The following is a 22,965-nucleotide window of genomic DNA, read 5'->3' on the forward strand; positions in this document are numbered from 1 at the left end:
ATGTGGGAGTGTGGAAAATCCACAGGAAAATGGATTGCCTGTCATGAATGTGAGCGTTCATGCACGGGAAACGGAATGGACCGGTTGATCAGGATAGAAGGCAAGATCAAGAAGGAAGCGAGGAGTCATGGGAGAAAACCGGAACAGACGGAACAAAAGAAGATCGAGAAACAGTCTGGGTAACCGGATGGCGCTGATCGGGATCACGGTGGTCGTAGGAAGCCTTGCTGTGGTTGTCCATATCGGCGGAACTTCCCTGAGAGAACGTGATCTGGAATACCAGGCACGGGAACAGGCACTCGAGAAGACGTTGGCGAAGGAGGAGGCGCGAGCCGCCGAACTCGAAGAGTACCGTGTGTATGTCCAGACGAAACAGTATATCGAGAAAGTCGCAAAAGAAAAACTGGGACTTGTAAATAAGGATGAGATCCTTTTTAAAGCGGATGAATCCAACTGATGTTCATGGCGGATCATCTGAAAGACTTGTATGCCGCATCATCTGTAAAATGACAGTGGATGAATGTCTGGCTCAAATCAGCGCAGATGATGTCGTAAATTTTTAAAAACTGAATACGGGAATCCGACAAATATTTCCCGCCTGCCTGCATATAATAAAATGGCGTATTCCGCGTCGTTTGGCTGGTCATGGAGACCTGGATGGTCTTTCGTGACAGGGTACGCAGGTTAGGAGGGAATTTTTGTGTTTGGAGATCGGGAGATACATAGAAAGTTGTCCGGAGCCGGGGGATATGCGGCGGAAAGACTCGCGGAGATCTCGGATTCACTGGGGCAGCTCGCAAAGATCATGAAAAAATCCGGTGAAGATCCGGGACTTTCCAGAGAGGACGGGATCGCGGCGCTGGAATCGGCGGCATCAATGGTCTGTGGGAGCTGCGACAGGTGCGGCATGAAGCAGGAGTGCCTGGATGAACAGGACGGGGAACATTATTTCCTATATTATCTGCTCCGCGCATTCGAGAAAAAAGGTGCGCTGGAGTACCCGGACATGCCCAGGGAGTTTCTGGACAGGTGTCGGAAAAAGACGGATTATCTCAGAGAATTGAACCGGAGTCTCGGACGCTCCACGATGAATCTCGCCTGGAAGAACCGGTTCCTCGAGAGCCGGGACGCAGTCATGCTGCAGTTTGAGGAGATGGCGGGGATCCTCGGGGAGTTTTCCGGACAGATGGAGCAGGCGGCGGACGTGACGGAGACGCTGATCCCGGCGGTCCGGTCTGCATTCCGGAAACGCAGGATTGCATTGGAGGACATGCTGGTCCTGAAGTATGGGGACGGAAGACGGGAAGCATTCCTTACGGTGCGGACAGCAAACGGGCGCTGTGTAACTGTGAAGGACATGGCGGCGCTGTTCGGACAGGCTGCCGGCGCGGAGTTTGTCCCATCGCGGAACGGAAAGACGCTGGTCACAAGAAAAACTTCCACGGTGCGCCTGATCGAAAAAGGAAATTACCGGCTGTTGTTTGGAGCTGCGAGGACCCCGAAAGAGGGAGAAGAGGTCTCCGGCGACAACTATATGTTCCGGAACACACTCCCAGGGCAGGTCGCTTTGAGCCTCTCAGACGGAATGGGGAGCGGACCGGCGGCGGGGGCGGACAGCGGGCGGGTCATGGAGCTCGCGGAACAGCTTCTCGACACGGGATTCTCCGCGAGATCGACGCTGAAGCTGATCAATACGGTGCTTTTGCTGAGCGGGATGGGCGACCGGCCGGCGACGCTGGATCTGGGACTTGTAAATCTTTACACGGGCGTTCTGGAGATGATGAAACTCGGGGCGGCGGCGTCCTTTCTCCTGCCGGAACGGAGATCCGGCGGGGAGGCGGAGATCCTGGAGTCGGAGACGGTTCCAGCAGGAGTATTGAATCCCGTGGAGCCGGTGATGATATCGCGGAAACTCTGGGACGGGGACAAGATCATCCTGGTGAGCGACGGCGTTCTCGATGCGATGCCGGGGGCGGAAAAGGAGCAGACTTTCCGGGATTTCCTCGACGGGCTGCCCGACGCCGGTGTGCAGGAGACGGCGGAGATGATCCTGACGTTTGCGCTGTCGTTTGAGGGAGAGCCGCGTGATGACATGACGGTATTGGTCGGCGGGATCTACGGGTGATACGCGGCGGGAAGAATTTGGAAATGGAAGCTGCCCTCAGAAGGCGGGTTTACTGATCTGAGCGTAAAAGCGCAGGTGAAAAACTTCATAGACCAGGTTGGAACAGGATGGATCCGTCGTGTGATGAATGGTGAAAATCCGGGAAAGCTGAGGATGAAGAGATAGGATCAATGCGATAAAAGAAAAACGGAGAAAAAAATGAACGAAAAAATGAATGCAGGAATCGGTCGGTTCCGGCAGAAGGTTCTTGCCTTTATGCGAAAAAATCATATGACAGACCGGGGAGACGGGGTCCTGGCGGCGGTATCGGGCGGCGCGGATTCCGTCTGCCTGTTGCTGCTTTTGTGTGAACTGGCAGCAGAACTCGGGATTCATGTCTCTGCATTCCATATGAACCACGGGATCCGCGGCGCGGAGGCGGACCGGGATGAGCGGTTCGTGAAGGAACTCTGCGGGCGGATGGGGGTTCCGCTTACCGTGGTGCATGAGAAAGTAGGATCATATGCCGCGGATCACGGGTTGTCGACGGAGGAAGCCGGGCGGATCCTGCGCTACCGCCATCTGAAGGAGACGGCGGAAAAATACGGCTGTGCGAAGATCGCCGTCGCCCATCATGAGGACGATGATGCGGAGACGGTGCTCTTAAATCTCTTCCGCGGGAGCGGACTTCCCGGGCTCTCGGGAATCCGGCCGGTGAGAGCGGAGATCATCCGCCCATTATTATGCGTCTCCCGGAAAGAGATCGAGGAATACCTGACATCACGGGAACATTCCTGGTGTGAAGATTCCACAAACAAGGAGAATGATTACACGAGAAATAAGATCCGCAACGAGCTCCTGCCCTGGGTGACGGAGAACATCAACAGCCGGGCGGCGGAACATATCCTGGCGGTGTCGGAGTTTGCTGCCAAAGCGGATGCGTATTTCGAGGCGGAAGCGGAGCGGGTCTTAAGGGAAGGTGAGCGGAAGGAAAAGAGCCGAACCGGAAATTCTGTAAAGATCCGCACCGAAATCCTTGATCCCCAGCCCGAAATATTAAAAACCTACATCATCCGCCGAATGATCTTAAATGCCGCCGGGAAGGCGAAAGACATCACGGAGCGTCACATCCGGCTGGTCATGGATCTTTCCGGTCCGGGCGGCGGCTGTATTGCGGACCTTCCGTATGGTCTGCAGGCGGTCCGCGGGTATGAGACATTGGAGATCCGGAAAGTGTGCCAGGTGGGAGAAAAAGAAAGAAGAGAGAAGACTGGGGACATTTCGGCCTATAAATTCAGGAAAAATGCAGAGGACCTGGAATGCACAGAGGTGAAAATGGCAGGTCTGAAAACTTTATCCTGCGAAGCGCTTTTGGATACAGAAAAAAAGAAGATCGATCCGGAAGCGGGAGAGAGAAAGATCCTGCAGCTCGGTCCGACCATGATCCGCCTTCATGTCACCCAACGGAAAAAAGAACTGGAAATTCCGAAAAACCAGTATACGAAATGGTTTGACTATGATAAAATAAAAGATGGATTATCCATACGATACAGGAAAAACGGGGATTATTTCACACTTTCCGGCGGAGGAAAAAAGAAGCTCGGAAGGTTTATGATCGATGAAAAGATCCCGGAAAAAGAGCGGGACCGAATTCCGGTCCTGGCGGACGGAGACCATATATTATGGGTGATCGGATACCGGATCAGTGATTATTATAAAATAACAGATGAGACTGAACGTGTCCTGGAGGCGGAGATGATCCTGCCTGACGGGGGAGACCGGTCGGAAGACGGCGGTGGGAGAGCAGGCATCTGGAATTGCAAAGGAGAAGACCATGGCTGATAAAATTCGTGTATTATTAAGTGAAGAAGAAGTAGACAAGCGGATCAAAGAGATCGCGGACCAGATCAATAAGGACTATGAAGGAAAAGAAGTTCACCTGATCTGCATCTTAAAGGGCGGCGTATTCTTTACCTGCGAGCTCGCAAAACGCCTGACCGTTCCGGTAACGCTTGACTTTATGTCCGTATCCAGCTACGGAAGCGGAACCCAGTCTTCCGGCGTTGTAAAGATCGTAAAAGACTTAGATCAGCCGTTAGAGGGAAAGAATGTCCTGATCGTCGAAGATATTATCGATTCCGGACGGACTCTCGCATACCTGATCGATATCTTACACAAGAGAAATCCGAATTCCATCCACTTATGCACACTGCTCGACAAACCGGAGCGCCGTGTCAAGAAACAGGTGAAGGTTGATTACACCTGCTTTACGATCCCGGATGAGTTCGTTGTAGGCTATGGCCTCGATTATGACCAGAAATACCGCAACCTTCCGTTCATCGGCGTTGTGGAGCAGCAGTAAGGAGGCACCCCAAGTTGAAACAGAACCAGCAGTTCCGCGGACTTGGCCTTGTCCTGCTTGTGATCGCGCTCATCATGTTCGCGTCCAGCCTGACGAGCCAGGGGAGCTTATTCAGCCAGGAGATGACCCACCAGGAATTTATGGTGGCCGTCGAGAATAAGACGATCGAATCCGTGGAGATCAATCAGAACCAGCAGCCGCCGACAGGTACCCTGGATATCCTCTTAAAGAGCGGGGACCGGGCAACGGTTGCAGTATCCGATGTCAAGGACGCGGAAAAACTTCTCCAGGACAATTCCATCGACTACGTCGTTGAGAATGTCCCACAGGAGAACTACCTGATGTCTGTCATTATCCCGGTCGCTTTGAGCGCCGTTGTGATCATGTTCATGTTTATGTTCATGAACGCGAGAGTCGGCGGGGGCGGCGGCGGAAACTCCAAGATGATGAATTTTGGAAAGAGCCGTGCGAAGATGAGCCGGACGAATTCCGTGAACTTCTCCAAGGTTGCAGGACTCGAGGAGGAGAAGGAAGAACTGGAAGAGATCGTTGATTTCCTGAAAAATCCGAAGAAATATACGGATGTCGGTGCCAGGATCCCGAAGGGCGTGATCTTGGTAGGACCTCCGGGAACCGGTAAGACACTTCTCGCGAAGGCGGTTGCCGGTGAGGCGGGAGTTCCGTTCTTTTCGATCTCCGGATCAGATTTCGTCGAGATGTTCGTCGGTGTCGGCGCTTCCCGTGTACGCGATCTTTTTGAGGACGCGAAGAAAAACGCTCCGTGCATCGTCTTTATCGATGAGATCGATGCCGTTGCGAGACGCCGCGGTACCGGTATGGGCGGCGGACATGACGAGCGTGAGCAGACGTTAAACCAGCTCCTCGTTGAGATGGATGGTTTCGGAGTCAATGAAGGAATTATCGTGATGGCGGCGACAAACCGCGTGGACATCCTGGATCCGGCGATCCTGCGTCCGGGCCGTTTCGACCGGAAAGTCGGAGTTGGAAAACCGGATATCCGCGGACGCGAGGAGATCTTAAAGGTCCACTCGAAGGAAAAACCGCTGGGCGACGATGTGAACTTAGAGAAAGTAGCACAGACGACGGCCGGATTTACCGGAGCAGATCTGGAAAACCTCTTAAACGAGGCTGCGATCCTTGCGGCAAAGCAGGCGCGCCGCTATATTCTCCAGGCTGATATCGAGCAGGCGTTCGTCAAAGTCGGGATCGGCGCGGAGAAGAAGAGCAAGGTGATCTCCGAGAAAGAAAAGAAGATCACAGCTTACCATGAGACAGGTCATGCAATCCTGTTCCATGAACTCCCGGATGTCGGACCGGTCCACACGATCTCCATCATCCCGACCGGAATGGGCGCGGCAGGATATACGATGCCGCTTCCTGAGAAGGACGAGATGTTCAACACAAAGAATAAGATGCTGGAGACCATTATGGTTTCTCTCGGCGGCCGGATCGCGGAGGAGATCATCTTCGGAGACGTGACGACGGGGGCATCCCAGGATATCAAGCAGGCATCTGCGATCGCCCGCGCGATGGTAACCCAGTACGGAATGTCTGAGAAGCTCGGAATGATCAACTACGGCAGCGACGATGACGAAGTCTTCATCGGAAGAGATCTGGCGCATACGAGATCTTACGGTGAGCGTGTTGCTTCCGATATCGACAGCGAGGTCAAGAGGATCATCGATGAGTGCTACGCGAAGGCGAAGGAGATCATCCTGGCACATGAGGACATCCTTCATAAGTGTGCCGCTCTTCTGATCGAGAAGGAAAAGATCGGACAGGAAGAGTTTGACAGCCTGTTCGTTGAGGGAACGGAGAAGCCGGAGTTAGAGTAAGGTTTCGGATTTGCACCCCGGCAGAAGATCTCACAACAGAAAACTTTAGAAGCTTAAGTAAATCGACGTTTGTGCAAAAGAAATGCAGGCAAACGTCGATTTTTTACTTACAATGACAAAAATGCACAAAGAAAACCGGAGCGGTGGCAATATGAACAAAAAAATTTTTCATGTTTTTAAATGTTTGTGCACACTTATCCGGACTCCTATGCTATATTACTACTCGTAACCCCCCAATACATTATATAGTTTTTGCTATACCCCATAAGAGACATAATACCTTTTCCGGAAGAAAGCCAGTGGTTCCCCCCGCTGGCTTTCTTTCTGCCCATTTTTAAAGAAAAAATCTGAGGATCCTGCTGTGCCGTGCGGGAGCTTCAGATTTTTAGGTTAACCGGAAATTCCGATGGAACTTCCGGTTAACCTAAAAGGCACTGCGTGCCTAAGATGCGCACTCGCGCGAAGATGAAGGTTGTCACAAGCGACCGCGCGAGGCGCCCGAATGTGCCGAGGCACATTCTTTTTAATCTGCAAAAACAGTTTTTGAGGATCGCCGGAGTGAACTTTCAGAAAAAACGTGCAAATGGGGATATAATCCTGTATAATAACATTTGTGAGAAATGAGTGAGAACAGATACAGAAAATGCAGCCCGGATATCGCAAGAGAGGCTGCATCAGACCAACAAGGAGGCCATTCAAAATGTTGAAGGCGGCACTTTTCAGCGATGGAACGAGAGAGTACCGCATCCCGGAAGAGCCGGAGTGCGGGGAGAATGTTAAGATAAGATTCCGGACCGGGGCCGGGGACGTGGACCATGTATACGCGGTGATCCGTGATGGCGGAAACCGGAATGAGTGCAGGCGGCTGGAGCTTGAGAAGGCGGAGACGGCCGGAAGATTTGATTTTTATGAGAGAACGATCCAACTGGGGGAGACCCCGTTGATATATGATTTTGAGGTTGTAAAAGGAGACGAAGTCTGTCACTATAACCGCCTCGGTGTGTCGGAGCCGGGAGGGATGGACGCTCCGTTTGTGATCACACCTGGATTCCATGTACCGGAGTGGGCGAAAGGCGCCCTGATGTACCAGATCTTCGTGGACCGGTTTAATAACGGGGATCCGACGAACGATGTCCTGGGAGACGAATATGTCTACATCGGATTTCCGGTGGCGAAGGTGGAAAAATGGAATGAGCGGCTTTCCGTCCTTGATGTGGACCGGTTTTACGGCGGCGACATCCAGGGAATCTGGGACAAACTCGACTATTTGCAGAGCCTGAAGGTGGAAGTGCTCTACCTGAGCCCGGTGTTTGTGTCCCCGTCGAATCACAAGTATGACTGCCAGGATTATGAACATATCGATCCTCATTACGGGGTGATCGTGAAGGATGAAGGGGAACTTGTGGCGGCGGATGCGTCGGATAACCGCAATGCGAAGCGGTATTCCGTGCGGACCTCCGACCGGGAGAACCTGGCGGCGAGTGATGCGTTTTTTGCCCGTTTTGTGCAGGAAGTCCACAAGCGGGGCATGCGGATCATCCTGGACGGAGTTTTTAATCACTGCGGGTCTTTCAACAAGTGGATGGACCGTGAGAAGATCTATGAGAAGGACGGCGGGTATGAGCCGGGTGCATACCTCTCAGCGGACAGTCCGTACCGGGATTTCTTTCTGTTTAAGGATGCGAACGGCTGGCCGGACAATGACTCCTACGAAGGCTGGTGGGGACATAACACGCTGCCGAAATTAAATTATGAGGGATCGGAAAAGCTGTATCAGTATGTGCTCGATATCGCGAAACGGTGGCTTTCCCCGCCGTACTCGATCGATGGCTGGCGTCTCGATGTGGCGGCGGATCTCGGTCATTCGCCGGAGATGAACCACCGGTTCTGGAGAGATTTCCGGAAGGTCGTAAAGGAGGCGAATCCGGACGCGCTGATCCTGGCGGAACATTACGGGGATGCCACAACATGGCTTTCCGGGGACCAGTGGGATACGGTGATGAATTATGACGCGTTCATGGAACCGGTATCCTGGTTCCTGACCGGTCTGGAAAAGCACAGCGAGCGGAAGGATGACCACCTTCTGCACAACAGTCAGGCGTTCATGTGCTCCATGCTCTCCAACATGAGCCGGATGCAGACGGGATCTCTCTATGCGGCGATGAATGAACTTTCAAACCATGACCATTCGCGATTCCTCACGAGGACGAACCGCGTCGTGGGACGGCTTTATAAGCCGGAGGATGCGGAGAAAGCGGAGATCGGCGTGAATTACGGAACCTTCCGCTCCGGCGCGGTGATCCAGATGACATGGCCGGGGGCACCGACGATCTATTACGGTGATGAGGCTGGCGTCTTTGGCTGGACGGACCCGGATAACCGGAGAACATTCCCCTGGGGAAAGGAAGACCTGGAACTCACGGAATTTCACCGGTATCTCACGGGGATCCGGAACAGGACTCCGGCGTTCCGGCGCGGGGCGTTAAAGCCGCTGCTGGCGGAGAATGGTGTGATCGCGTATGGACGTTTTGATGCGGACGGCCAGGGGGTTGTCGTTGTGAACAGTGAGGATTATTCCCAGAGAATCCGGATTCCGGTGTGGGAAGCGGAAGTGAACGGCGATTTTATGGACCGCGTGATGGCGACGGATGCGGAGCGGTACAACGCGGGCACTGTGCGGTATCCGGTGACGGACGGTGTGATGGAAGTGGAGATCGCGGCGAATGGGGCGATGATCTTTATTGGGAGTAAAGGCGAGTAGATGGCGATCATGGTGCGTGTGCCGGGACTGTAATACGCAGTGTTTTCAAGGGCATTTGGTCATAAAAAATGCTTGATTTTTGAATCGATGTATGGTATCATTTTGACTTGTCAGAATGATATGGGCGGATTCCCGAGTGGCCAAAGGGGACAGACTGTAAATCTGCTGCAACTTGCTTCGGTGGTTCGAATCCACCTCCGCCCATTTTGGTAGCAAAGACCTGAAGAGATGAGAATGTCAAGGGAATGGGACGATGATTAGGGTGGCTCCGAGGTATTATGGAGCTGCGCTCCATAATCGCCGTTTGCAACGGCGATAGCTGCTGATATGAGAAAATTTTCTTATGTGAGCGAGCTCCCAACGAAAATTTTTTCATATCAGCAGCTGCCTCTCATTGTTTATACGCGGGTGTAGTTCAATGGTAGAACACCAGCCTTCCAAGCTGGATACGTGGGTTCGATTCCCATCACCCGCTTTTTGAAGCGTCGGACCTCTGGATTTAGAGGTCCGATTTTTTGTTTAACAGGAAATTCCGACGGAATTTCCTGTTAAACAAAAAGGCACTGCGTGCCTAAGATGCGCACTCGCGCGAAGATGAAGATCGTCGTAAGCGACCGCGCTCGGCGCGAGAATGTGCCAAGGCCCATTCTTTTTTTACCCCAAGGAGGACGAGCATGAATTTACGTGAATATCTGAAAGAAACCAACCTCATCATCGACGGCGCGTTCGGAACTTACTTTGCAGCAAAATACCAGACGCAGGAAATCCCGGAGCTTGCGAATCTCTCTGACCCGGAGAAAGTAAAGAAGACCCACGAGGAATATCTGAATGCCGGAGCAAATTTTATCCGGACGAATACTTTTGCGGCGAACACAGAGACGCTGCAGGAGAGCTTTCCGGAAGTTGAGAAGAACATCCGCGCGGCGGTGGAGATCGCAAGGAGCGCGGCGGACGGGAAGAACGTCTGGATCGCAGGCGATATCGGTCCGATCCCGGTGAATGGGACGGAGGACGCGGCGGCAGCGGCGAACGAGTATTATCAGATCGCAAAGACGTTTGCGGAGACAGGAGTCAAAGTCCTGGACTTTGAGACGTTTGCAGACCTCGAAGGGATCCTTCCGGCGATCAAAAAGATCCGTGCCGAGTATGACATGTTCATCGCAGTCTCTTTTTCCGTGAACCAGTTCGGCTACAGCGCGGCAGGACTCAGCGCGAAGCGCCTTTTGGCGGACGCGGCGGCTGTTCCGGAGATCGATGCGGTGGGCTTAAACTGCGGTGTGGGACCGGCCCATATGCGCCAGATCCTGGAAAAAGCGGGACGTCCTGGGGATAAATTCCTGCTGGCGATCCCGAACGCGGGATATCCGACTTTGACGAGAAATAAACTTCAGTTTGGCAACACCCCGGTATATTTTGCGGAGAAGATGAAGGAGCTTCAGGAGCTCGGTGCTGACATTCTCGGCGGCTGCTGTGGAACGGATCCGGAATTTATCCGTGAAATGTCCGCCCGGGACGGAATCCTGAAGAAAAGTGCTCCGGAAAAAGAGGCGGAGAGCAGCGGACAGAGTGAACATGTGGTAAGACATGGATTCCTCTATGATGAGAACGGAAACAGAAAAGAGAAGAAGCTTATCGCGGTCGAGCTGGCGCCGCCGTTTGACGCGGATGATGAGAAACTCCTGGAATCCGCCCATCTTTTAAAGAATGCAGGCGTGGATGTCCTCACATTCCCGGATTCCCCGTCCGGAAGAACGAGAGTCGATTCCGTCCTCATGGCGAACAAGGTGCGCCAGGCGACGGGATTAAATGTGATGCCGCATATCTGCTGTCGTGACAGGAATGCGATCGCGATGCGGTCCCTGTTTCTGGGAGCTGCCATCAATGATATTTACAACTTCCTGATCATCACGGGAGATCCGATCCCGTCGACGGCGAGACAGACGGTCAAAGCGGTGTTCAACTCGGATTCCACGGGGCTTATGAAGATCGCGAAGGAGATGAACGAGGATGTTTTCGCGAAGAATCCGCTCTGCTACGGTGGTGCGATCAACCAGGGAAGAAAGAACCTGGACGTGGAGATCGGACGTGTAAAGAAGAAGATGGAAGAGGGAGCGGAGTTTTTCCTGACCCAGCCGGTATTCACGGAGGAGGACGCGGCGAGACTGCGCCGGATCAAGGATGAGACCGGGGCGCGGATCCTCTGCGGGATCATGCCGCTCATCAGCAGAAAGAACGCGATGTTCATGAAAAATGAGATCGCGGGCGTCAATGTGACGGATGAGATCGTCGCGAGATACCCTGAAAAAGCCAGCCGGAAGGAAGGCGAGGCCGTGGGCATCCAGCTTGCGAAGGAAGTCATGAAGCTGGTGGAGGACTTCGCGGACGGATATTATTTTTCATTCCCGTTCAACAGGGTTTATATGTTGAAGGATATTTGTAACTGTTCAGTAGGTCTGCGCACTTGCTGCGCTGACCGTAATAAAACACAGGCTTGAAGGCAAAAATACCATCGGCGAAGCCGATTTGGAATGGATTTTTGCTCGTAACTTGCCATGCATCCGAAGGGAAGCTCCGGGGGAGGTTCCCGTAGGTGTGAGGGTACTGAACAGTTACGGATATTTTAGAAAAGTAAAAACAGCAGGAGACGGTGCCCGGATCAGGGCGACAGCCGTAAATGGAGAATAGAAAGAGAATGATTAAGACGATCACAGCTGCAGAGCTGATCAATGGAAGAACGTTTGACCGGACGATCATCGACATCCGCCCGGCGGAGGAATATAAAAAGGGGTCCATGGATGCCGCGTTAAATATCCCGGAGGACAAGCTGGTGGAATACCTGGAGAATCCGGAGGAGGCGGACATGGAGTCCGGAACGATCGGAGAGGGAAAGGCCTGGGAAGAGGGCGTAAATGTTGGAAAACTTCTCGCGGCGATCCCGAAGGACAAGCCGGTCTGGGTGCTCTGCCATACAGGAAACAAGAGCCTGTATGTGGCGGAACTTCTGGACGATGCCGGATTTGACGCCGGAAGCGTGGAAGGCGGATACCGCTCCTTCCTGCGCCTGTCCCTGTCCATGATGGTCATGAACGAGGAGGAGGTCGCGGAGCGCACGAAGGCGATCGAGCGCAGCATCATCACAAAATACCGCAAATCGATCTGGAGACGGTTTACAAAGGGAGTCCATGACTACGAGCTGATCAAGGAAGGAGATAAGATTGCGGTCTGCATCTCCGGCGGAAAAGACTCGATGCTCATGGCAAAGCTCTTACAGGAGCTGAAACTTCATGGAAAAGTGAAGTTTGACCTTGTATTTCTCGTGATGAATCCGGGATATAATGAGGACAACTGGAATATCATCTTAAATAACGCGAAGCTTCTGGGAATCCCGATCCAGGTGTTTGACAGCGATATCTTCAATATCGTTGCCGACGTGGATAAGAGCCCGTGTTATCTCTGCGCGAGAATGCGCCGCGGATATCTTTATTCCCACGCGAAAGAGCTCGGCTGCAACAAGATCGCGCTTGGACATCATTTTGACGATGTGATCGAGACGACGCTGATGGGAATGCTGTATAGCGGAAAGGTCGAGACCATGATGCCGAAGCTCCACAGCAAGAACTTTGAGGGCATGGAGCTGATCCGTCCGATGTACATGGTCCGCGAGGCGGATATCAAGGCGTGGAGAGATTACAACCATCTCCACTTTATCCAGTGTGCGTGCCGTTTCACGGAGCGCTGCGCGACATGCGGCGGCGAAAAGGGATCGAAGCGCGACGAGATGAAGGAGCTGATCGCGGAGCTCAGAAAGCGCTGTGACACGATCGACATGAACATCTTCAACAGTGTTCACAACATCAATCTGAAGACGGTCATCGGATATCACAAGGGAGACTGGAGTTACAATTTCCTGGATGACTACGATGAGGAGACGAAGAAAATCCATAATTGACAATTCTTTTCAAACACGCTATAATGAGAGTCTATCGGAGAATGCGCGGATGTGGCGGAACTGGCAGACGCACCAGCCTTAGGAGCTGGCGGGCAACCGTGGGGGTTCAAATCCCTTCATCCGCACTCTTCTGTAGAACAAAAAGATACTCATGTAACTGTGACGATACAATACAGTTACGGACTTACCAGAATAAGGGAGTAGTCGGCGCCGGAAAGCGCAGTAAGGTCAACATACTGGAAATGTTCCTGGCTTTACTTGAAATGATGAGACTTATCTGTCGAAAATGACAGAGAGAGTCTCTTTTTTTGTTTAAGAGGAAATCCCGATGGAATTTTCTGTTAAACAAAAAGGCACTGCGTGCCTGAGATGCGCAATGTGCGAGGCGGAAGGATCGCACAGGAAAGCGTGCTCGGCGCGGGAAACCGGAAAGCGGATTCCTTTTTATCAGAAAAAATAAGCAATTTTTAGGAGGAACATGACTTATGGGACTTTTAGAGCTTTTTATCCTTGCTGTAGGACTGTCGATGGATGCGTTCGCGGTGTCTGTCTGTAAGGGCTTGTCGGTAAAAAAGATGGAACCGAAGCACGCGCTGATCTGCGGTGCATATTTTGGCGGATTCCAGGCTCTGATGCCGACGATCGGCTACCTTCTCGGAAGCCAGTTTGAGTCCATGATCACACAGATCGACCACTGGATCGCATTTGTTCTTCTCGGGATCATCGGAATCAATATGATCAAGGAATCCAGAGAGGATGAGGACGAAGAACTGAACGCCAGCTTTGACGTGAAGACGATGTTAGCCCTGGCGGTGGCGACCAGCATCGATGCGCTTGCGGTCGGCGTGACATTTGCGTTTTTACATGTAAACATCGTCTGGGCAGTGACCTTCATCGGATGTACGACATTTATCCTGTCGGCGATCGGCGTGAAGGTCGGTAATGTATTCGGAATGAAGTACAAGTCGAAGGCAGAGTTTGTCGGCGGACTGATCCTGGTCCTCATGGGGATCAAGATTTTGCTGGAGCATCTTGGATTCCTTGGCTGAGCCTGAAAAGCGCGGCCGGATCACGAAAAAACGGCAGCAGGAGAGGACCGGAACAGATAAAGAAGTTGAAAAAATAGATCTTTGGGAGAGAAAACTTCCTGAGGTCCATTTTTGACGATAAGAGTGTTAACTTTAAGAGCGTGAACTTTTGTTGCCCGGCGTTCTTGACAAGGCATTCCGGTACCGATATAATGAATAATTGTCTGATACAGACAGATGAGATTTTGTAAAAATACCGTAATTGGAACGATATTACATAATCATAACCGATACATATCAGGGTTCGGCACCATTTCGGTGCGGACCCTGTCGTTGCATCCTGATAAATTCTGATAAAGTAAAATAAGGAAAATACAGACATGAACAGAGAGAGAGACCAGAGGGGATCAAGGGGACCGAGAGACCAGAGAGATCCCAGAACCCAGAGAGACCAGAGAGACGAGTACAGGCAGCATTCCCCGGCCTGGATCCGGGCGCAGAGGCGGAAGAGAAAACAGATCTTAAGACGACGGATCATGATCGGCGGAGCGATCATCTGCCTGATCCTGATCATCGGAGTGATCCGGCTTATTTCCGGCTTGTTCGGGCATGGAAAAGAGAAGACAACGGATACGGTCGCGGAGGAATCCATATTCCAGGCATCCGATATCAGCGTCAACGGGATTTCTTTAAAGGGAATGACAAAGAGCGAGGCGAAAGCTGCCATCGAGGCGAAGTTTCCGTGGAATGTGAAGATCTCTTACAACGGGGAGAGCGTGGACGCGGACAATATGATCGACACCGAGCTGGATGCCTTTTTGGACGGGATTTCTGCTGACAAGAATGGCGGAGAATATACATTCTCGGTGGAAGATTCTGAAGATCTGCAGTCCGCAGCGGCAAAGGCAGCGGCAGACGCAGCGGCAAAATGGGATGTGAAGGCGAAGAACGGCTCGATCTCCGAGTATGACGCCGCGACGGATAAGTTCCTGTTTGCGGACGGAGCTCCGGGCAAGGCTGTGAACCAGGAGAAGCTTATAAAGGATCTTGTGGAGGCTGCGACAAGCGGAAACTATGACGCCGTGATCCAGGCTGAGGTCAGTGAGAGCCAGCCGGAGCTTTCCGCAGCGAACGCGAAGGAGCAGTATAAGACTCTTTCTACGTTTACGACGGAGACGACCGCTAACGAGAAGAGAAATACGAACGTAAAGCTTGCGGCCAGGGCTATCAACGGAACCATCGTGCAGCCGGGTGAGGAATTTTCCTTTAATAAGGTTGTAGGACAGCGCACGGCGGAAAAGGGATATCAGGAAGCGGCTGCCTACAGTGGAGGCGAGGTCGTTCAGGAGCCGGGCGGTGGTGTCTGCCAGGTATCTTCCACGATGTACCGTGTGGCATTTCAGTCCGGTATGCAGATCACGTTCCGAAGATCTCATACCTTTGAGCCGAACTACGTAACTCCGGGACAGGATGCGGCCATCAGCTGGGATATTCCGGATTTCCGGTTTATCAATACATCAAAGGCGGCCATCGGTATCCGCGCGAACTACAGCAACCGGAAGATGACAGTCTCCTTCTACGGAGTACCGGTTCTGGAAGATGGAATCACCTGGAGTCTGGAGTCTGAGAAGACGGATGAACTTCCGCCGCCGGAGCCGACCTATGTGGAAGACCCGACGCTGGATCCGGGCACCGAGGTGACACAGAAGGCAGCGACGAACGGCAGCCGCTGGGTTACCTATAAGATCGTTTCAAAGAACGGAACTGTTGTCGAAAAGACAGAAGATCACGCGAAGACCTACAAGGGACACGCAGCTGTGATCCGCAGAAATACGGGAACCGTGAAGGTTTCACCGGATGAGACGACGGCCGTTGAGTCCACGTCCGCCGCAGCCGTAGACGGAATGCCGGACGGATACGTTCCGGGCGAGAGCGTCGCGCCGGAGAGCTCTGCCGCTGCGACAACCGCAGCCGGTTCTTCTGGCACATCGACAACAGCGGCATCCACCGGTGGATCTGAGACGAAGGGCACACACAGTGAGACAACGGCTGCATCGACGACAGCGGCAGCGACTGAGGCTGCGACGACGGCTGCACCGGCGACAGAAGCAACGACGGCAGCCGCGCCAAACGGCCCGGGTGATGAAACAACCGCAGCTGCACCGGCGGAAGCCATTGGAAATATTGCGGGATTTCCGGGAAATTAAATAGAGAGAATAAAGAAAACGCACATCATGCTTTCAAGAACCTTAATTATATGGGAGAAAGAAGATGTGCGTTTTGACTTAGTGTGGGAGAACGAGACGTCGCGGAGCGTAGACAATCGAACCGTTCGAGCCCGGCAGGGCTTGAACATACAAAAAAAGGGGCTGTCGCATTAGCAAATATTTTTTGCTGGGCGGCAGCCCTGCTTTATGCCCAAATGGCATCGAAATCGGTCACGTTTTCGATGCCATTCTTTATAAACGCAGTTCATTCCCAGGCATCCCTTTCGGCATGCCTTATTTCAGGCTGTTTTGTTTTCAACTATCAAAATCTATGCCCTTTTTAATGGAAAAAGATAACTTCCCGTTCTTCCGGTCTGAATCTTGCAATGAAGCTTATTGATATTTCGTCCCATCGCCAGAAGGATGCTCTCTGCCAGTGCATTTGCCTTTCCACGATACAGATATCTTCGAAAATTCATGTCCTCTTTTACGTCAGCAAAAGAACCTTCTGCCTGAATACTGCGATTCATACGGAGCATCGTTCCATACTCACTTGTGATCCGTTCCAGATCTTCTGCGCGTTTCTGGCTCATTGTTTTTGAAACCATCAGCACTTTATTGCGCTTTTCCATAGGTGTTTTGCAGTTGTTTCCCTTGATACATTCCGTTTTATAAGGACAACCAGTGCAGTCTGGGCTTCTGTAATAAGTTTTTACACTGACATATCCGCTAGTTGTTTTACTTCTGCGTTCATTTGTGACAGTTAGTTCCCTTCCGTTGAGGCAGATGTAGCTGTCTCTGTCTGCATGGTACTCCATGTTTTCCCTTCTACTGATGTCTTTTTTGTATTTTCGGGTCTTCGAAATCTCATAGTTCTGCGGCTTTATATAGGCGGTCTGTCCGTTTTCCTCAATGAAAAGATAGTTCTCTTCACTTTCGTACCCGGCATCTGCAACGACTTCTGAATACTTAAATCCCAGGTGATTCTCCATGTCTTTCAAAAACGGGATCAGGGTACGTGTATCGGTAGGGTGCGGGCTGATATCGATCCATGTGATGTATTCGGAATCCACTCCATGCTGAATGTTATAAGCAGGCTTTAACTGTCCATTCAGCATCGCGTCCTCTTTCATTCTCATGAAGGTTGCGTCAGGGTCTGTTTTGGAATAGCTGTTTCTATCCCCAAGCGTATACAGCTTTTTTGTATATTCCTTTAGTTTCTCCAGATATTGATCCAGCTGTTCCAGAGATTTCTGTAATTGTGTTTTTCTACGCCCGATTCCATGTACAAACACAATTCCCTCCTGCACTTTTATGCGGCACAACTGCTTCTTTAACCGTTTTAATGTGTGGATGGATATCCGGTCATGGTATACGGTCCTGATTCCATAGAGTTCTTCGCATTCAGCCACAAAAGAAGATAGTTTTGTGTATAACCGGGCCTGATTTTTCGTAATAGCCCGTTTCCATACAAAGGTATATTTATTGGCTGCAGACTCGATCTTGGTGCCATCAATAAAAATGGTCTTTCCTGAGATCTCACCAAGAAGATAGAGCAGATCTGACATTTGGGCAAGCAGTACCTTTGCACAAGCCGAAAAATGCAGGGAGATAAAACGCGCGATCGTTGCATGGTCAGGAGCCGGCATTCCTTCCAGGAGGTACATAAAGTTGATATCCCGTTTGCATGCCTTTTGGATATCCCTGCTTGAGTAGATTCGATTCATTGCTGCATAGATGACGAGTTTCAGCATCTGACGCGGCGTTGCCTGATTTTTTCTGATCCTGCTGTAAGTTTTATACAGTTCAGAAAGGTCCATTTCCTCCACAAAGGCACTTACCAGACGAACCGGATCATCAGATGGAATAGAAATCTCTAAATCCAGCGGAAGTTTGATTTGATAATACAGAGAAAAAGAGGTATAATCTCTCTGTATTATTTTGTTTAGTCGCATAAACTGATTATACCACGAACGCCGGGCTTTTCGAAGCTCGGCGTTTTGTGTTGGAAATATGAAATGAGCTGCCGCACGTTAGTGCGACAGCCCCTTTTTTGTATCATTGAAAGCACGAGACGGGATTCGAACCCGCGACCCTCGCCTTGGCAAGGCGATACTCCACCACTGAGCCACTCGTGCGTATCAGGTTACCATCATGATAGCATGGATCTTTTGAAGTGTCAAGATAAGAAAAGTGTGGTATACTGTGGAGGATATGAAAAAATTTACTGGTCAGGTCAGCACATGGAAGCAAAAGAGGAGAAAGCCATTGGAAACATCAGTAAGATCAAAGGAAATGGATATGTTAAACGGAGGACTGGCAGGAAAACTGATCCTGTTTTCGATACCGTTAGCGTTCAGCAGTATTTTGCAGCAGCTGTTTAATTCAGCGGACGTTGCTGTTGTGGGAAGATTTGCGGGAGATCAGGCGCTGGCGGCCGTGGGAAGCTGTGTGGCATTGGTTGGAATTTTCGTGAACCTGATCGTTGGCCTCGCAGTGGGACCGAATGCAGTCTTAGCCAACCTTATAGGCCAGAAGAACAGGAATAAGATCAACAGCATGGTCCATACGATTTTGACATTCGGAGTGGTTCTCGGGATCGGGCTTCTCGGGATCGGAATGCTGGTGGCGAGACTGATCCTGGTGGTATCAGGAACACCGGAGACAGTGTTGGACCAGGCACTCTTATATATCAGGATCTATTTTGTGGGAATTCCATTTATGGTCGCGTACAACTTTGGATCTGCCATTGTGAGAAGCTACGGGGATACCAGAAGGCCAATGTATTATCTGATTGTTTCCGGAGTCCTGAATGTGATTTTAAACCTGATGCTTGTCATCGGGTTCCATATGGGAGTTGAGGGAGTCGCGATCGCCACGCTGATTTCCAATATGGTCAGCGCATTCCTGATCCTTTCCCATCTGTACAACAGGGATGACGAGTTCTGCTTCCGGCCCCATCGCATGCGGATTGATAAAAATGAACTGAAAAGAGTCCTTATGATCGGAATTCCGGCGGGGATTCAGGGTGCGATCTTCTCTGTCTCCAACGTGTTTATCCAGAGCGGGATCAATATGTTCGGAGAGGCGGCTATCGCGGGTTCATCTCTTGCGCTGAACTTTGAGTATTTTACATACGACATTGCCAATGCTTTTGCCCAGGCGGCGGTGACATTTACAAGTCAGAACTTCGGCGCGGGCAATATGAAGCGGTGCAGAAAGATCTTCGGGCTCTGCCTGCTTTTCGGATTTGGATTCACGGAGATCCTCAGCGTGATTTTTATCGTTGAAAAGGATTTCTTTGTCAGCATTTACACGACGAGTGCGGCAGTGGCGGCGTACGGGATCATCCGGATGGATCGTGTGTGCTCGTTAGAGGGACTGACCGCGACATATGAGGTTACAAGCTCCTGTCTGCGGGGAACCGGAAAATCTCTGGAGCCCTCTGTGATCACGATCCTCGGAACGGTGGTGTTCCGTCTGATCTGGCTCACAACAATATTCCGGATGGTGACAACCTTTGATATGCTGATGAACGTGTATGTGGCGTCCTGGCTGTTTACGGGAGGTCTGATGTTTGTGGTCTACTTCTTCCATATGAGGAAGCTGGATAAGCGGTTTGCGGCAAGATAGAGAGAAAAATCTGTTACTGCCTTCACCGTGCATAAATAATAAAAAGCGTTTTCCCGAGGGATATCCGTTGATGAGACGACCGGACAGGAGAACGCTTTTCCTGACTTATAAGTGAATGATCTTCGCCCCCAGAAGTTCTGCGTCGTTCTCCGCATGGGTAGCGATGATCAGGAGTTTTCCGGCGCAGAGCTCTTTGACCAGATCGATCGTGAGCTGCCTGGTATCTGCGTCAAGACCGGTAAACGGCTCATCCATGAGAATGATATCGGTCGGTGCGAGGATCGCGCGCAGGATCGCGACACGCCTCTTCATGCCGCCGGAAAATTCACAGACAGGCTTATTCAGGGCGTCTTCCGGGAGAAGACGGAGCAGGTATGCGGTCAGAGCTTCGCTGGAATATCGCTTTCCAAGAGCGAAGCGGAGGTTTTCAATGGCGGTATAGCCTTCCAGAAGCCGGTTTTCCTGAAAAACTGCGGAGATCAGGGGACGCATTCCCCGGATCCTGCAGGGATCAGATTTTGATACCGTGCCGGAAGATGCTTTTATGTCGTTATTGCCGGGATTCTCTGTCGGTGTACCGAACAGGATCACACCGGAATCCGGCTTTTCAAGTCCTAGGATCAGACGGAACATTGTAGTCTTTCCGTTTCCGGATGGTGCCATCAGACAGTAGAAAGTTCCGGAGGAAAATTCCAGGGAGAGATCGGAGAGAACCGGCTGCCCGTCGTAGGATTTGGTGACGGAGCGGAGTGTGAGGGCAGTGTCATTTTTTTTATTTATCGGACTCATTCACATCAGCCCCCTTTCCGGCACATTTCTTCAGAATCCACAGGAATCCCTTTTCGAACAGACTACTCACAAGAATGATGACAACCGTCCACGCGAAGAGCTCCGCGGTGCTCAGATAGATCTTCGCGAGATACAGCCCCTCGCCGATGGAACCGTCCGGCACACCGATGACTTCGGCAGCGATCCCTGACTTAAATCCCATGCCGAGGGCAGTGCGGCAGGCGCTTTTTAAGTACGGGTAGAGTGCTGTGCGGTAGATATAGAACGCCCGGCGGATAAACGGGACGTGAAAGACTTCCGCCATCTCTAAAAGCTCCCGGTCCGCAGACATCAGCCCGGCTTTCGTGTTCACATGGATCATGGGATAGACCACGAGGAACGAGATAAAGACGGAGAGGTTTTTAGAGCCGGTCCAGATCAGCGCCAGGATCACGAAGGACGCGACGGGAACCGTCTTCATGAGCTGCACCGGCGGCTCTAAGAATTCGTCCACGATGGGAAAACGATACGCCAGAGATCCGGTGAAAAGTCCAAGAAAAAATGCCAGAAAGAATCCGATGCTGATCCGCCAGAAAGAAAACGCGATGGCGGACCAGAAATCCGGGAGCAGGATCTGCTCACAGAGCGCCCGCAGCGTATCGACAGGACCCACAAGGAAAATATGATTCCGGATCAGGGAGGCTGCGGTCTGCCAGAGGACGATCCAGAACAGGATGATCGAGAGCCTGCGGAGAAATCCGGAAAAACGATGATCCATGGCGGCTGTCTCCTTTCATAAAGTGTAATAAAAATCAATGCTGTTTTCCAGCGGTTGAATTTCTACAGGTAATCGTAATAATAAAATTATAGTAACTATTCAGTGCCTTCATAGTTACATGCAAAAATCCATTCCAGATCAGCTTCGCTGATGGGATTTTTGCCTTCCAGCCTATGTTTTCTTACGGTCAGCGCAGCAAGTGCGCAGACCTACTGAACAGTTACAAATTATAACAGATATTTCTCATGGCTCAAGCGATTAAACTGACTTATGTAAACTAAATTCCGTGAGAATTAACGGCGATATAGAAATGAGGTATGACTGTTTTGCCAGCCATACCTCGTTTTTCACAGTCGGCATGAATGCTTGTAACTGTTGAGAACTTTCACAGTCACAATTACTTTACATAGTAGAAGCTATCATCCGGCAGCTCACCGCCGACGGAGGCCGGGTTCTGGTCGTACAGGGCCTGAAGGTAACCGGAAAGTGCTGTTTTCATCTCATCACCGGAGATGAAGGTGATATTGCAGTACGGAAGCGCTTTTTTTGCGATCGGAGCCTTTGCGACGATCTCAGCCTTTGCGATGAGCTCGGCTGCGGCATCCGGATCCTCCGCGGTGAAGGCGATGGATGCCTCATGTTCCTGTAAGAACGTATCAACGAGGTCCTCGTGCTCCTTTAAGAAATCATTGTTTACAATGGTAACACCTGTTACAAGACGGCTTCCGGAACCTTCGCCCTGAACATTATCCCACTCTTTTGTGAGGTCCATGATGATGGAGAGCTTTTCATTCTGGGCGAGAGCTGCTGTAACGAACGGCTGCGGGAGAAGACCGATGGCGTTCGGATCCTCAGCGAGGACGGAAGCAACCTCAGATGCCTCGGACTTGAATTCAAGAGTTACATCATCCTCTCCGAGTCCTGCGGCGGAGAGCACATAGCGGAGTGCGTATTCCGGAGTAGTTCCCTTTCCCGGAAGATATACGGTCTTTCCCTTTAACTGATCGATCGTTGTCACGGAGCTGTCGGCAGATACGAAGTAGAGAACGCCGAGAGTGTTGATATCGATCACGGAGATATTTTTGTTTGTCTTATTGTAGAGAACGCTTGCGACGTTCGCCGGAAGCAGGGCGATATCGACTTTTCCGCCTGCGACCATGGCAGTCATCTCGTCAGCTGCGGTTACCATTGTGAATTCGTAGCTGTTCTTGGACTCCCCGTTTGCGGCCTCGTCCATGAGCTTTACAAGTCCCATGGTTGTCGGTCCCTTTAAACCGCCGATACGGACAACGGTCTCCTCGCCGGTGTTTTCGGTAGCAGACTCGGAAGCGGCTTCCGTTGTGGTCTCCTCAGCGGCAGTCGTTGTCTCCTCCGCGGAAGAAGCGGCAGCTGTTGTTTCAGTTGTGGATGATGAACAGCCTGCAAGGAGAGATCCCGCGATCGCGGCAGCCATCATGACGGATAACATTTTTCTCATAACTTAGTTCCTCCTGAAAATGATCTGGCAGACATGGACTTT

Annotated in this window: 15 protein-coding genes and 4 tRNA genes; 14 read left to right on the forward strand and 5 right to left on the reverse strand. The window is 51.5% G+C overall.

Translation table 11 applies throughout. From position 1 onward, the window contains the following. The first annotated feature begins 127 nt into the window (after nt 1-127). The 13 genes from ACXMYH_RS01590 (at nt 128) to ACXMYH_RS01650 (ending at nt 16,267) form a co-directional block, all read left to right on the forward strand. Nucleotides 128-457: a septum formation initiator family protein gene (locus tag ACXMYH_RS01590; protein WP_118298325.1), complete on the forward strand. Its 330-nt coding sequence runs from the start codon at nt 128-130 to the stop codon at nt 455-457. A 243-nt stretch (nt 458-700) separates the two neighbouring features. Further along, nucleotides 701-2,125 carry a SpoIIE family protein phosphatase gene (locus ACXMYH_RS01595; RefSeq protein ID WP_486555390.1) on the forward strand — a complete coding sequence of 475 codons (1,425 nt, stop codon included), beginning with the start codon at nt 701-703 and terminating at the stop codon, nt 2,123-2,125. A gap of 198 nt (nt 2,126-2,323) precedes the next feature. Continuing rightward, on the forward strand, nt 2,324-3,946 hold the full coding sequence (gene tilS / locus ACXMYH_RS01600) for a tRNA lysidine(34) synthetase TilS (protein ID WP_486555391.1): 1,623 nt from the start codon (nt 2,324-2,326) through the stop codon (nt 3,944-3,946). Further along, nucleotides 3,939-4,466, forward strand: a complete 528-nt coding sequence (hpt, locus tag ACXMYH_RS01605; protein WP_118298322.1) for a hypoxanthine phosphoribosyltransferase — start codon at nt 3,939-3,941, stop codon at nt 4,464-4,466. The genes tilS and hpt overlap by 8 nt, the downstream gene beginning before the upstream one ends. 74 nt (nt 4,467-4,540) lie before the next feature. After that, nucleotides 4,541-6,322 (forward strand): ATP-dependent zinc metalloprotease FtsH, encoded by a 1,782-nt coding sequence (gene ftsH / locus ACXMYH_RS01610; RefSeq protein WP_142412095.1) that lies wholly within the window; start codon nt 4,541-4,543, stop codon nt 6,320-6,322. A 700-nt stretch (nt 6,323-7,022) separates the two neighbouring features. After that, the gene (locus tag ACXMYH_RS01615; RefSeq protein WP_215702181.1) at nt 7,023-9,083 is read left to right on the forward strand and encodes an alpha-glycosidase; all 2,061 of its coding nucleotides are present in this window, start codon (nt 7,023-7,025) and stop codon (nt 9,081-9,083) included. 122 nt (nt 9,084-9,205) lie between these two features. Beyond that, nucleotides 9,206-9,287, forward strand: a tRNA-Tyr gene (locus ACXMYH_RS01620). 200 nt (nt 9,288-9,487) lie between these two features. Next, nucleotides 9,488-9,558 (forward strand) — tRNA-Gly (locus ACXMYH_RS01625). 199 nt (nt 9,559-9,757) lie between these two features. Further along, on the forward strand, nt 9,758-11,578 hold the full coding sequence (locus ACXMYH_RS01630) for a bifunctional homocysteine S-methyltransferase/methylenetetrahydrofolate reductase (protein ID WP_486555392.1): 1,821 nt from the start codon (nt 9,758-9,760) through the stop codon (nt 11,576-11,578). A 197-nt stretch (nt 11,579-11,775) separates the two neighbouring features. Continuing rightward, the gene (locus ACXMYH_RS01635; RefSeq protein ID WP_118298406.1) at nt 11,776-13,032 is read left to right on the forward strand and encodes a PP-loop family protein; all 1,257 of its coding nucleotides are present in this window, start codon (nt 11,776-11,778) and stop codon (nt 13,030-13,032) included. Between the two features lie 45 nt (nt 13,033-13,077). Next, nucleotides 13,078-13,157 (forward strand) — tRNA-Leu (locus ACXMYH_RS01640). A 360-nt stretch (nt 13,158-13,517) separates the two neighbouring features. Continuing rightward, nucleotides 13,518-14,081, forward strand: a complete 564-nt coding sequence (locus tag ACXMYH_RS01645) for a manganese efflux pump MntP (RefSeq protein WP_118298318.1) — start codon at nt 13,518-13,520, stop codon at nt 14,079-14,081. 359 nt (nt 14,082-14,440) lie between these two features. Continuing rightward, the gene (locus ACXMYH_RS01650) at nt 14,441-16,267 is read left to right on the forward strand and encodes a VanW family protein (protein ID WP_486555393.1); all 1,827 of its coding nucleotides are present in this window, start codon (nt 14,441-14,443) and stop codon (nt 16,265-16,267) included. Nucleotides 16,268-16,596: 329 nt separating this feature from the next. Here ACXMYH_RS01650 and ACXMYH_RS01655 read toward each other — a convergent pair whose 3' ends face one another. Together ACXMYH_RS01655 and ACXMYH_RS01660 are read right to left on the reverse strand one after the other, a co-directional pair. Further along, the gene (locus tag ACXMYH_RS01655) at nt 16,597-18,222 is read right to left on the reverse strand and encodes an IS1182 family transposase (RefSeq protein ID WP_486554761.1); all 1,626 of its coding nucleotides are present in this window, start codon (nt 18,220-18,222) and stop codon (nt 16,597-16,599) included. A 111-nt stretch (nt 18,223-18,333) separates the two neighbouring features. Beyond that, a tRNA-Gly gene (locus ACXMYH_RS01660) sits at nt 18,334-18,405 on the reverse strand. Nucleotides 18,406-18,535: 130 nt separating this feature from the next. Between ACXMYH_RS01660 and ACXMYH_RS01665 the strand changes: the two genes are divergently transcribed. Continuing rightward, entirely contained in the window at nt 18,536-19,900 is a 1,365-nt protein-coding gene (locus ACXMYH_RS01665; RefSeq protein WP_486555394.1) for an MATE family efflux transporter, read from the forward strand. A gap of 105 nt (nt 19,901-20,005) precedes the next feature. On the opposite strand, the gene ACXMYH_RS01670 is transcribed toward ACXMYH_RS01665, so the two are convergent. From ACXMYH_RS01670 to ACXMYH_RS01680, 3 genes are all read right to left on the reverse strand, one after another. Further along, nucleotides 20,006-20,689: an ATP-binding cassette domain-containing protein gene (locus tag ACXMYH_RS01670; RefSeq protein WP_486555395.1), complete on the reverse strand. Its 684-nt coding sequence runs from the start codon at nt 20,687-20,689 to the stop codon at nt 20,006-20,008. Continuing rightward, complete coding sequence (locus ACXMYH_RS01675; protein WP_486555396.1) at nt 20,673-21,446, reverse strand: ABC transporter permease; 774 nt, start codon at nt 21,444-21,446, stop codon at nt 20,673-20,675. Before ACXMYH_RS01675 ends, ACXMYH_RS01670 begins: the two co-directional genes overlap by 17 nt. 397 nt (nt 21,447-21,843) lie before the next feature. After that, a complete protein-coding gene (locus ACXMYH_RS01680; RefSeq protein WP_486555397.1) occupies nt 21,844-22,923 on the reverse strand; it encodes an ABC transporter substrate-binding protein in 1,080 nt (359 codons plus the stop codon). Nucleotides 22,924-22,965: the final 42 nt, after the last annotated feature.

This window comes from Pilosibacter sp. NGB245, from assembly GCF_057397225.1.